General features: G+C 73.3%; 9 protein-coding genes, 1 pseudogene and 2 riboswitches. Of the genes and pseudogenes, 9 read left to right on the forward strand and 1 reads right to left on the reverse strand.

The window, feature by feature from the left end; genetic code table 11:
• Window positions 1-44: 44 nt before the first annotated feature.
• The 7 genes from ACQEV1_RS35635 to ACQEV1_RS35665 all read left to right on the forward strand — a co-directional run bounded on the left by ACQEV1_RS35635 (window position 45) and on the right by ACQEV1_RS35665 (window position 9,798).
• Window positions 45-1,193: a TRAFAC clade GTPase domain-containing protein gene (locus ACQEV1_RS35635; protein WP_433400000.1), complete on the forward strand. Its 1,149-nt coding sequence runs from the start codon at window positions 45-47 to the stop codon at window positions 1,191-1,193.
• Complete coding sequence (locus ACQEV1_RS35640; RefSeq protein ID WP_433400003.1) at window positions 1,193-3,469, forward strand: hypothetical protein; 2,277 nt, start codon at window positions 1,193-1,195, stop codon at window positions 3,467-3,469. Before ACQEV1_RS35635 ends, ACQEV1_RS35640 begins: the two co-directional genes overlap by 1 nt.
• 4 nt (window positions 3,470-3,473) lie before the next feature.
• A complete protein-coding gene (locus ACQEV1_RS35645) occupies window positions 3,474-5,177 on the forward strand; it encodes a TRAFAC clade GTPase domain-containing protein (RefSeq protein ID WP_433400006.1) in 1,704 nt (567 codons plus the stop codon).
• Between the two features lie 44 nt (window positions 5,178-5,221).
• Window positions 5,222-6,151, forward strand: coding sequence for an NADP-dependent oxidoreductase (locus ACQEV1_RS35650; protein WP_285632728.1), 930 nt, complete (start codon window positions 5,222-5,224; stop codon window positions 6,149-6,151).
• 587 nt (window positions 6,152-6,738) lie between these two features.
• A riboswitch (cyclic di-AMP (ydaO/yuaA leader) is annotated at window positions 6,739-6,887 on the forward strand.
• A complete protein-coding gene (locus ACQEV1_RS35655; RefSeq protein WP_285632726.1) occupies window positions 6,886-7,848 on the forward strand; it encodes a CHAP domain-containing protein in 963 nt (320 codons plus the stop codon). Its footprint overlaps the riboswitch before it by 2 nt.
• A 181-nt stretch (window positions 7,849-8,029) precedes the next feature.
• The gene (locus ACQEV1_RS35660; RefSeq protein ID WP_285632723.1) at window positions 8,030-8,164 is read left to right on the forward strand and encodes a hypothetical protein; all 135 of its coding nucleotides are present in this window, start codon (window positions 8,030-8,032) and stop codon (window positions 8,162-8,164) included.
• Window positions 8,165-8,623: 459 nt separating this feature from the next.
• A riboswitch (cyclic di-AMP (ydaO/yuaA leader) is annotated at window positions 8,624-8,785 on the forward strand.
• 11 nt (window positions 8,786-8,796) lie between these two features.
• Window positions 8,797-9,798 (forward strand): C40 family peptidase, encoded by a 1,002-nt coding sequence (locus ACQEV1_RS35665; RefSeq protein ID WP_285632720.1) that lies wholly within the window; start codon window positions 8,797-8,799, stop codon window positions 9,796-9,798.
• Between the two features lie 31 nt (window positions 9,799-9,829).
• Here the strand turns inward: ACQEV1_RS35665 and ACQEV1_RS35670 are convergent, their stop codons facing one another.
• Entirely contained in the window at window positions 9,830-11,161 is a 1,332-nt protein-coding gene (locus tag ACQEV1_RS35670; RefSeq protein ID WP_432705653.1) for a class II 3-deoxy-7-phosphoheptulonate synthase, read from the reverse strand.
• Between the two features lie 211 nt (window positions 11,162-11,372).
• Between ACQEV1_RS35670 and ACQEV1_RS35675 the strand changes: the two are divergent.
• Window positions 11,373-11,537, forward strand: a pseudogene (locus ACQEV1_RS35675) (pyridoxamine 5'-phosphate oxidase family protein); the annotation flags it as partial.
• Window positions 11,529-11,840, forward strand: coding sequence for a pyridoxine 5'-phosphate oxidase C-terminal domain-containing protein (locus ACQEV1_RS35680; protein ID WP_433406031.1), 312 nt, complete (start codon window positions 11,529-11,531; stop codon window positions 11,838-11,840). The pseudogene ACQEV1_RS35675 and the gene ACQEV1_RS35680, both read left to right, overlap by 9 nt.
• Window positions 11,841-11,878 lie beyond the last annotated feature (38 nt).

An 11,878-nucleotide genomic window follows, 5' to 3' on the forward strand; every position in this document is an offset into this window, starting at 1 on the left:
CCTCCGTCCTCGCCCGCTCGCCGGCCCCGGGTGGGGGTGCGTTGATGTCGTCGATCACGTGTCCCTACTGCTTCGCCCGGCTGGCGCGTGAGCGGATCGGGTTCCGCTGCGCCGGCAGTTCCGGGCGGGGTCCCGGCTGCGCGCCGCGGCTGGATGAGAGGCTCGCCGCGTACACCGGGTCGGCCGCGTCCGCCTCGCTGCCGCCGTACTTCGACCCGCCGCCGGCGGCTCGGCGGCTCGGGCGCGGGACGCCGCGCCGGGCGACCTGCCCGGAGTGCGGCCAGGACACCGCCCGCCGGGTCTGTCCCGAGTGCCACAACCCGCTGCCCGGTGCGTACTGCGAGACGCCAGGGAAGATCGTCGCGCTCGTCGGAGCGAAGAACTCCGGCAAGAGCACCTACATCGCCGTGCTGTTGCACGAGCTGTCGCACCGCATCGGGGCCGAGCTGGGCACCGCGCTCGTGGCCTGCGACGACCGCACCATCGAGCGCTACAAGCGCGACTTCCACCGCCCGCTGTTCGGCGACCGGCGGCTGCTGCCCGCCACGGCGAGCGCGGTGACCACGCCGCGCGACCCGCTCGTCTACCTGCTCACCCGCACCCGCCGGCGGCGCCTGCGGCAGCAGGACATGTCGCTGACGCTGGTCCTGTTCGACACGGCCGGCGAGGACCTGCGCAGCCGGGACGTGACCGATCTGCACCTGCGCTATCTCGCGGCGGCGGACGCGATCATCTTCCTGGTCGACCCGCTGGAGCTGAAGTCGGGCGGCGGCGATCCCGACGGCGAGCCGATCAACGTCATCGCCCGGGTCACCGAGCTGCTCCACGTCGGCCGGGACCTCCCCCACGGCCGGCGGCTCCCCGTACCGGCCGCGGTCGCCCTCACCAAGATCGACGCGTTGCCGCTCGACGGAGCGCTCCAGCGGAACCGCACCGCGACGGCCGCGCTCGACCTGAACGACCGCGAGGCGGTGCACGAGCAGGTACGCGCGCTGCTGTACGACTGGCAGGCCGGTGAGCTGGACCGTTACCTGAGTCACGAGTACGCCGAGTACGGCCTGTTCGGCGTCTCGGCGCTCGGCGGCGTGCCCCGCGAGGGCGCGGTGGGCACGGGCGGGATCCGGCCGTACCGCGTCGAGGATCCGCTGCTGTGGCTGCTGCACCAGTTCGGGATGCTCGACGGGGCCCGCTGATGGCCTGGGACCTGCGGTACACCTCGGTGGAGTCCGGCCCGACCGGCAGATCCGGTTTCCAGTTCGTCGCCACGACTCCGGGCACTCCGCCGCACGTCGTCGGCGCCGTCACGCCGTACATGAGCTACCGGCCGCCGCCGTCCGCGCCGTCCGCGCCCGCGCCGGACGAGCTCGCCGCCTTCCCGGTCGCCTTCGCGTACGGGCGGGAGGGCGACCACGCGGTGCTGGTGCGCTGCCGCTACACCGGCCGCGACTACTCGGGCCGGTACGGGAACTTCTCCGGGCACGCCGTGGTCGCGGCGCCGCAGGAGCTGGAGGGACTGCGGCCGATCGAGCTGTGGGAGTCGCCGGTGTGGGACGGGCCGCCCGGCGCGGCGCCGGACCTGGTCCCCGGCACGGCGTTCGACCCCGACTCGCTCGTCGCCTGGCTCCGGAGTGAGGGCGCCCACGACCGGCTGGCCGTCCTGCTCGACGCGGTGACGGCCGCCCTCGCGGACGGGCACGGGCGGGTCGTGCTGGTCGCCGACGACGCGGCGCTCGTCGCGCGCTGGATCGCGCTGGTGTCCTATTCCCTGCCGGCGCCGCTGGCCGCCCACCTGTCGTTCATCACCTACACCGCCGACCCGGAGTCGGCGTCGCAGCTGGTCGTGGGCACCGTGCCGGAGGCGTGGCCGCGCGGGGGCTTTCGGCTGAGCGAGCCGGTCCCCGGCGACGGCGAACGCCCGGGCCGTTTCTCCCGCGTGATCGCGGACTGCTGGCGTACGGGCGACCTGGACGGCATCGACGCCGTCGGCGAGCTGCTGACGTCCGGTCCGGCCGAGGACACCACGCTCGGCTCGGACGCGGACGAGGGCCGGACCGGACGGTTCCACGCCGCGGCGTCGTCGGCCGGCGGGCGGACCGCCACCGCGTCGGTGCGCGTGGCGGAGCCGCTTCACCGCGTCCCGGCCGGCGGCCATCACGCGCTCGCCTCGGCCGACGGGGCGGCGGCGCTGCTCGCCCTGTGCCGCGGGGAGACGTCTGTGTCCGCCGCGGAGGAGTCGGCCGCCGCCGCGCTCGTCCGGTGCGGCGGGGCGCCCTCCTGGCTGTGGCCGGCGCTGGCGCCGGCCCTGCCCGGTCTCGGGTTCGAGCTGGCCGCCGCGCTCGCGCACGTGGCACCGGAGATCGCCGAGCGTTGCGTGGAGCTGGCCCTGGCCGACCCGTCACTGCGCGAGCGCCTGCCCGTGCTCCGGCTCCGCGACGGCCTGCCCGCGCGCTTCCGCGCCGCGCTCGCGCAGGCGTCCGGGTTGGACGCGCTGGCGGACGTCGTCCGGCTCGCCGACGAGGTCGGCGGCCGGATCGCGGACGACGACGTGACCGCGGCCGCCGCGGCGTGCGCGCGGCGCGGCGCGGGCGACATCGCCGCCGCCGTGCGCGCGACGCCCCGCGCCCGGCGTGCCGCCCTGGTCGGCGGCATCCTGGCCGGTCTCGAACGCGCCGAGTCCGGCGTCCGACGGGCGATGCTCACGCCGGACGCCCGCGCGGCGCTCGGCGATCGCGACTGGACCCGCACTCCCCGTACCGGCGGGCTGGTCCTGTCCGCGCGCGCCGACCGGCACGAGGCCACGGCCCGCCTGATCGAGCTGGAGCCGTACGGGCTGCCGGAGATCGAGGAGCTGCTCGACGCGCTATGGGACGCTCCGCCGACGCCGGACGACTGCGAACGCCTCGTCGAACGGCTCGGCCCGGCGATGGCACGGTTCGCCGCGCTCCGGAGCCTGACGCGGCGGGTCTTCGCGTCCGCGCCGCTCGACGCGCCGGAGACCGTACGTCTCGCCGAGCTGATCCGCGACCGGCTGCCCGAGTTGGCCGGTCCGGCGCGGACCGTGCTCGCACACCGCGAGGCGTTGCGAGCCGGCGCCGAGTCGGAGATGGCCCGCGTCCTCGGCCGGATGGACGCCGGCGACCCGCTGACCGGGCGGGTGTGCGCGAGCGTCGCCGCGGCGCTCACCGAACGGCCGGCGCGGTCACGCGCCGAGGTACTGGCCGCGACCACCGACACCGTACGCCGGGAGCTCACCGGCCACTGGCTCGACGCCGGTCCCGGCCGGGACGACCGGGTGGACCTCGCCGAGATCGAGGTGCGCCTGCACCGGGCGCGGACGCCGGTCCCCCGGCTCACGGCGTGGGGCGACGGGCTCGGGCGGTTCGCCCGGCGGCACGTCGAGTCGGCGCTCACCGACCGCGACCCGGCGCTGGCGTCGGCGTGGCGGGCGCTGCGGCGACGGGGAGCGTGACGCCGTGCCGGTCGTGTACGCGCTGGTCGTCATCGTGTGGGTCGGTCTGGTCGCGGCCGAGTGCGTGTTCGTGCTGCCGGTCGCCCTCGTGCTCGCCCTGCTCGCCGGGTTCGGCCTGGGCCTCGGCCGGTTCTTCACCGTCGCCTGGCGTACGCTCACCGCCACCGCCGTGGACGGGCCGTCCCCGGTCCGGCGTCCCGCGCCCGGGCCGCCGGACCCCGCCTACCCGCACTACCTGCTGGTCCAGGTGTGGCACGACATGGTGGCCCTCGAACGCCGTACGGTGCCCTGGTGCGTGACGCAGGCCCGGTGGGCCGCCGCCACGCTGACCGAGACGCTGCTGAAGCCGCCGCAGGGGCTCGCGCTGTTCCCCCTGTGGTTCGGGCTGTGCGCCGGCATGGCGCTGTCCGTGCTGCCGCTCGCCGTCGCGGTGCTGGCGTTCGTCCTGGCCGCGGCGGCGATGGCGGCGGCCGGGCTGGCCGTGTGGTCGGTGTGCGTGGTGGTGCTCGGCGCGGTCGAGCGCGTCTGGATGGCCTACCGCCGGATCCTGCTGGCGTGCCCGCACGCGGGCTGCTACCAGCGGTTCGCGCTGCCGGAGTACTCCTGCCCCCGGTGCGACGAACACCACTCCCGGCTCGTGCCGAACCGCCTGGGCGCGTTCCGTCACGTGTGCCGCTGCGGCGCGCGGCTGCCCACGACGATCCTGCTCGGGCGGTTCCGCCTCGGCGCGTACTGCCCGCACTGTCACCGGCGGCTGCCCGGCCGGATCGGGCGGGCGCGGGTGGAGCCGCTGCCGTTCGTCGGCGGTCCGGCGGCGGGCAAGACGACGCTGATGTTCCTCGCCGTACGGGCGCTGCGCGCGAGCGCCGCCGGCGCGCGGGGCCGCGCGGACTTCGTCGAGGCGCGCGACGCGCGGGCGTACGCCGGGGCGGTGGCCGAACTCGACCGCGGCGGGCGGCTCGCCAAGACCGGCCCCGAGCTGCCCGTGGCCACCATGCTCGACCTGACGCTGCCGGCCGCGCACCGGATCCTGTACCTGTTCGACCCGGCCGGCGAGCTGCACACGGGCGCCACGCGGGTCGAGCGGCTGCGCTACCTCGACCACGGCGAGGCGCTGCTGTTCGTCATCGACCCGTTCGCCCTGCCGGAGCTGCGGTCCGCGCTCACCACGGACGAACGCCGCCTCGTGGAGCAGACGACCGCGACCTCCGACGAGGACCCCTCCGACACCCTGCAGCGCCTGCTGGCCGAGCTGCGCTCGCGGGCCGACCAGGGCCGGCAGCGGCGCATCGCGGTGGTGGTCACCAAGGCCGACGTGCTGCGCCGCACCGCGGTGGGCACGAGCCTCGACGGCGACGCGCGCGGCTGGCTGGAGGGGCTCGGCCTCGGCAACACGATCCGTACGCTCGAGCGCACCGCCGCCGAGGTCCGCTACTTCGCGTCCGGCCTCGACAGCCCGCCCGCGGCGCTGGCCGACCTGTTCGGCTGGGCGGCCGGGTTGCCGCTGAGCGGTCAGGTCGACCCGGCGTTCGACGACCGGCCGGCGGCGGACGAGCTCAGCGAGCCCTGGCCGGTGGCGGGCCGCGCGCCCTCGCTGGTCCCGTACGGGCACCAGGCGGGCCGCAGCGCGCTGTTCGCCGCGCTGACCGTGCTGGGTCCGCTGATCATGATCCTGCTCGGCCTGTCCGTGTACGCGCGCTTTCGCTGAACCGCCGGTGTGAACCCTCGCGTCCCGGGGGTAACGGTCACAGTGTGAAAGCCATCGTGATGAACCAATATGGCGGTCCTGACGTGCTGAAACTCGCCACGGACGTGCCTGAGCCCAAGGTCGGGCCCGACTTCGTCCTCGTACGCGTCAAGGCGGCCGGGGTGAACCCGGTGGACTGGAAGATCCGCGAGGGCGGGCTCGACGGGCTCTTCCAGACCGACTTCCCGGTCGTCCCCGGCTGGGACCTGGCGGGCGTGGTCGAACGCGCCGGACCGGCCGTCAGCGAGTTCTCACCGGGCGACGAGGTCATCGGGTACGTGCGCGAGGACCACGTGGGCCGCGGCACGTACGCCGAGCTGGTGGCCGCGCCGGTGCGCACGCTCGGCCGCAAGCCGGCGCGGCTGTCGTGGGCGGAGGCGGGCGGCCTGCCGCTCGCGGGCCTGACCGCGTACCAGGCGCTGGTGAAGGCGCTGGGGGTGAACGAGGACGACACGGTGCTCATCCACGCCGCCAGCGGCGGCGTCGGGTCGTTCGCCGTGCAGATCGCGCTGGCGCGGGGCGCCCGGGTCATCGGCACGGCCGGCCCACGCAACCACGACCATCTGCGGTCACTCGGCGCCGAGCCGGTGGCGTACGGGCCGGGGCTCGCGGACGAGGTGCGACGGCTCGCGCCGGGCGGCGTCTCGGCGGCGCTGGACCTGGTGGGCGGCGAGGCCCTCGACGTGACGCCGGACCTGCTGACCGGCAAGGGCCGGTGGGCGTCGATCGTCGACCCGTCGGTGACCGAACGCGGCGGGCGGTACGTGTTCGTCCGCCCGGACCCCACGGACCTGGCGGCGCTGGCGCAGCTCGTCGACGACGGCCGCCTGACGGTCCCGGTCGCGAAGACGTTCCCGCTCTCGGAGGCGGCGGAGGCGCAGCGCCTGAGCGAGGAGGGACACACGCGCGGCAAGATCGTGCTGACCGTGGACTGAGGCCCGACGCCGTCCTGGCGGGCGGCGCATCGTCGCGTTGCCGGGGAGGCCGGCCGAACTCCGGCCGGCCTCCTTTCCCGCTGCGGCAGGCACCCATGGGCATTACGCGCTTTTCGCGTCGCGCGGGTCGACGGGGGTGCTTCCCGGCGTTCCTCTCATGGCGCTCCTTGACTTTTTTTCGCCTTCGGTCGAAGGTTTCTGACGGTTACGTTGCGCATTCGCGTCGTTGCCTTTTGTGGCATTCTGTCGGCTTTAGCCGGGGCGGGTTTGGCCCGTCGGACGAACCGCCGCATCTCCCGACATAGCCGGTCGACCCGGTCGAGCGAGGGTCGGCCCGACGTAAGTTCGATCACTACGCTGCGCGCCGGCCGCCATTGGCGCGTCATTGGCGGCACCCTTGACCACTCTGCCATTTCCGCAGATGAGAGGCGCAATTTCCCCGTTGCGCGGGAGGCGGCCCCACAACTTGGTTACAGTGGGTAAGTACTTCGCTCCATACTTTCCGCTGCGAACGCGTTGCCGTTCTCGCGACACTTCAGATACATTGCGCCGTAATCGGGCTGTGACTTACCTCCACCCGGGAGGTGACAGACCGACCGCCGAATCCGGCTGCACCCCCAGTGCAGCGGGAACCGGGGACCCACGAAGTCCCTTGGGGTGAATCCGTCTCGCACGGTAGGGCTCCTCCTGGCCCGAACCCGTCAGCTAACCCGGTAGGCGGCTTAAGGGGAGACATGGATCCGATAGGTCACAAACTGCTGCAGGTCGCCAAGGGCCAGCTCGGCTATCACGAGAAGGCGAGCGGGTACACCAAGTTCGGCGACTGGTACGGCAAGCACGTCGGCAAGGACCCCGTCTTCAAGGACGCGGCCTGGTGCGACATGTTCCTCGCCTGGGCGGCGGACAAGGCCGGAGTCGAAGACTTCGCGGGTGAGTTCGCCTCCACTCCGGATCACGCGAAGTGGTTCAAGAAGCACGACGCGTGGGGCCACCACCCCGAGCCGGGTGCCATCGTCTTCTTCTCGTGGAACGGCGGGAAGAGCATCGGCGACATCGAGCACGTAGGCATCGTCGAGTCGGTGCACGGCCACACGCTGCACACGATCGAGGCCAACCACAACGACCAGCTGGGCCGCGCCACCCGCGACGTCAGCCAGGTCGTCGGCTTCGGCTACCCGTCGAAGGTGAAGGTCAAGGCGGCCCCGGCTGAGCAGAAGTACGTCCCGAAGCACTCCGCGCCTCCGCCGGCCGCCAAGGAGATCGGCCAGCAGCCCGCCACCCCCATGCACGAGACCCAGACGACGGCCCAGCACGACTCCGCGCCGCCGCTGGCCGACCAGCAGGCCGCCCTCACCGGGCTGCTGGGCGTCGTGGTGTTCGGCACGGTGGCGTTGGCGCTGAGCAAGGCGAAGGTCCGCATGCCGATGCCGGCCCCGAACGTCCGCGTCCGCAAGCGCGGCAAGCACCACCGCACGCCGGTCGAGATGCCCGCCGACATGAACGTGGCCGACCTGGACGCCGCCGACGCCGGCACGGCCGTCATGCCGGCCCTGACCGCGGAGGCCGCGGCACTGGCCGAGGACAAGGAGTTCTGGGGCAAGATCACCGAGCTGGAGGAGGACGTCGAGCTGGCGTTCTGGAACACCCTCCACTCCGCGGTCTCCCAGTCCGACTCCGCCGAGTCCCTCAACGTCTGAGTCCGAGCCGGCCCTCCCCCGCCCGTGGGGAGGGCCCTCGGTGTTTCTCCGGGTCAGCCCGGCGGTGCCGCTTTCATCCGGTCCCGCGCGAGCCGGACGGTCGATCCGAACGACCGGCCGGGCGGTGGACCCGCCGCCGGCATCCCCTCACCTCGCCGCTTGACCGGGACCCCCAAGGTCAATGTCCAGCGTCGCCGCGGCCGAGGCGCCCGCCCGGATCGTGGCCGCCGACATCGAGGTGTTCGGGCGGATCGACGTCCTGGTGAACGACGCCGCCATCATCCGGCCGTCGCCCGCCCCGAGACCGGCTGCCTGACCGGCTCGGTGATCCACGTCGACGGCGGGATCGACGTCGCACGAGGAGCGCGCACCCAGACGCACGGTCCGTCCTGCGGGTCCGCCACAGATCACCGCGATGACCGACGTACGGGACCGTCTGAGCGGGTTCCCCGACGGCGTGAACGGCGGTCGCGACGCGGATCCGATCGGTTCCGGGCCGGAAAGAGGCGTTCACCGCACCGGCCGGAACGGCCCCTGACGGCGTACGCCACCGCCACGGACCGCCGACGCGTTTCCCGCGATGTCGGCGTATACAGCACCGTCCGCAGCCGGACTTCGCTCTCGCCTAGGCGGAAAGGGCCAGAGCGGCATCACCCACAGTGACCATCCTGGAAGACGGTGGACCATCTCCGCATGTTCCGGTTGGCCGGCCCGTCACGGTCCGTTAGTGTCCCACGGTGTCACCGGCCGGTTCCCGGCCGGACCGCCGAGTCGCCGCACGCGCAAGCCAGCGCGTCCGGTGAGCCGGGGACCCAACTCGCGGAGCGCTTTCAGGGGGCTCTCCCACCGCGCTCGGTCCCGGGGTGAATCCGTAACCGGTAGGGCTTCTCCTTGCCCGAACCCGTCAGCTAACCCGGTAGGCGGCCCAGGAGAAAGAGGAGCACCCGAATGGAGCCTTCGCGAACCGCGAAAGCGCATCATAGGCCGCACCGCACCCAGCACACCGTGGTCGCCGGCATCCTTCTCACCGCCGGACTGCTCCTGCCGTCACCCGCGGCCGAGGCGAAGCCGGCACCCGCCATCGACGCGCTCCGGCAGCAGGCCGACCAGCTCAACACCCAGCTCGAACAGCTCACCGAGCAGTACGACGGGCTGCGGGTCCGGCTGCGGCAGGCCCAGCGCGCCAGCGCGATCGCCAAGGCGACCTCGCGACGTGAGACCAAGGCCCTCAAGGGCATCCAGCAACGTGTCGGCCGCCTGGCCGCGCTGCGCTACATGAACAGCGCGCCGGACGAGGCACCCGCGCTGTTCTCCGCCAAGGACCCGCAGGCACTGCTGGACCAGGCCGCGACCCTGCACTTCTTCACCCAGCAGGACGACACGCAGGTCCGCCAGCTCACCCAGGCGATCCAGAACGCCGAGCGCGCCTGGCAGAACGCCCGTGACCAGGCCTCGCGGTCCACGCTGCTCAAGGCGCAGCTCGCGCAGAAGAAGGCGACCATCGGCCGGACGCTCGACAAGCTGCGCCGTCCGCTGCTGAAGGACGCCGTCGAGCGCGCCGAGCACGGCGAGAGCGTGCCGGAGATCCCGGGCGGGTCCACCAAGGCGATCGGCGCCGTACGCGCGGCGCTGACGCAGCTCGGCGTCCCGTACGTCTGGGGCGGCGCGACGCCCGGAAAGGGGTTCGACTGCTCCGGGCTGACCATGTGGGCGTACAAGCAGGTCGGGGTCAACCTGCCGCACTACGGCGGCGACCAGTGGAACGCCGGCGTCCACGTCTCACGGAGCGACCTGCAGCCCGGTGACCTGGTGTTCTTCTACTCCGACATCCACCACATGGGGATGTACCTCGGAGACGGGAAGTTCATCCACGCGCCGCACACCGGCGACCACGTGCGGGTCGCCGACCTGGCCACCCGCCCGTTCGCCGGGGCCGTACGCATCGTCTGAGTGACGGGGCCCCGGGCTCGGGGCCCCGACCTCACTTCGTCGTGCGGTACATCTCCGCGACCATGAACGCCAGGTCGAGTGCCTGGCTGCGGTTGAGCCGCGGGTCGCAGGCGGTCTCGTACCGCTGGTGAAGGTCGTCCTCGACGATCTCGTGGCCGCCGCCCACGCACTCGGTGACGTCGTCGCCGGTGAACTCCAGGTGGACGCCGCCCGGGTGGGTGCCCAGCGCGCGGTGGACGTCGAAGAAGCCCGCCACCTCGTCCATGACGTCGTCGAGCCGTCGGGTCTTGTAGCCGCTCTCGGCCTCGAAGGTGTTGCCGTGCATCGGGTCGCAGATCCACGCGACCTGCGCGCCGCTCGCGGTGACCTTCTCCACCAGCGGCGGCAGCGCGTCGCGTACGCGGCCGGCGCCCATGCGGATCACGAACGTCAGGCGGCCCGGCTCGCGTTCGGGGTCGAGCTTGTCGATGAGCGCCAGGGCGTCCTCGGCGGACGTCGTCGGGCCGAGTTTGACCCCGATCGGGTTGCGGATGTGCCGCATGAACTCCACGTGCGCGCCGTCGAGCTGCCGGGTGCGCTCGCCGATCCACAGGAAGTGCCCGGACACGTCGTACGGCAGGCCTGAGCGCGAGTCGATGCGGGTCAGCGCCCGCTCGTAGTCGAGGATCAGCGCCTCGTGGCTGGAGTAGAGCTGGACGCGGTGGAACTCCTCCGGGTCGGCGCCGGCGGCGTGCATGAACGCCAGCGCCCGGTCGATCTCCCCCGCCAGCCGCTCGTAGCGACGCCCGGCCGGGCTGGCCGCCACGAAGTCCTGGTTCCACGCGTGGACCTGGCGCAGGTCGGCGTACCCGCCCTGGGTGAAGGCGCGGCAGAGGTTCAGCGTGACCGCGGCGGCGTGGTACGCCCGCAGCAGGCGGCCCGGGTCCGGCGTCCGCTCGTCGGCGGTGAAGCCGAAGCCGTTGACCATGTCGCCGCGGTACGCGGGAAGCTCGACGCCCTCGCGGACCTCGACCGGCTTCGACCGCGGCTTGGCGAACTGGCCCGCCATCCGGCCGATCTTGACGACCGGCACGCTCGCGGCGTACGTCAGGACGACCGACATCTGGAGCAGGGTCTTGAGCTTGTTGCGCACGTCGTCGGCGGTGGCGCCGGAGAACGTCTCGGCGCAGTCGCCGCCCTGCAGCACGAACGCCTCGCCGCGCGCCACGGCGGCGAGCTGTGCGCGGAGCTGGTCGCACTCGCCCGCGAACACGAGCGGCGGAAGCTTGGCGAGCTGGTCGGCGACGGCGCCCACCTGTGCGGGGTCGGGCCAATCGGGCTGCTGGGCCGCAGGAAGATCGCGCCAGGAGTCAAGGAGGTCCACGGGCACCTAGGGTATCGACCATTACGCCATGCCCGGGCAGCCGACCACCCCCGACGCGACGCCCTTGCCCGACCTTGGGAGACGCATGGGGAGACGCGGACGTTCTCCAGGCCGCGGTCGCGGCCCCTCAGTAGGGTCGAGGCGGATGGACGGCCGGGGACACCGACGGCGCAGGGGGCACGATGGGCGGCAGTGACGGGGCGGCCCGGACGCCCGGGTCCTCATCCTCAAGAACGTGGACGCCGGCGGCTGGCGGTTCGCGGTGCACGCCGACAGTCCCAAGGGCCGTCACCTGGCGGACGTGCCCCGGGCGGCGCTCACCTTCTACTGGCCTCTGCAAGGCCGCCAGGTACGCGTACGGGGCGCCGTGGAGCCCGCCTCTCCCGAGCAGAGCGCCGCCGACCTGCTGGCCCGTGCGCCCTCCGCCCGCGCCGAGGCGCTGCTGGGCCGCCAGAGCGGCCACCTGGAGAGCCTTGACGACCGCGACCAGGCCTTCCGCACGGCGCTGGCCCGGATCGAGGCGGACCCCGCTCTGGTCAGCCCGGAGTGGACGCTCTACACCCTCGTTCCCGTCCAGATCGAGTTCTGGCAGGCCGACAAGGACCGCGTGCACACCCGGCTGCGGTACGAACGCTCCGGCCGCCGCGGCCCGTGGGAAACCCACATGTTGTGGCCGTAGTTTCCGCCGGCCGGTCCGGTTCGGGGCCGGACCACAGT

Origin of the sequence: Actinoallomurus sp. CA-142502, assembly GCF_050936355.1 — a bacterium.
Classification (GTDB): Bacteria; Actinomycetota; Actinomycetes; order Streptosporangiales; family Streptosporangiaceae; genus Actinoallomurus; species Actinoallomurus iriomotensis.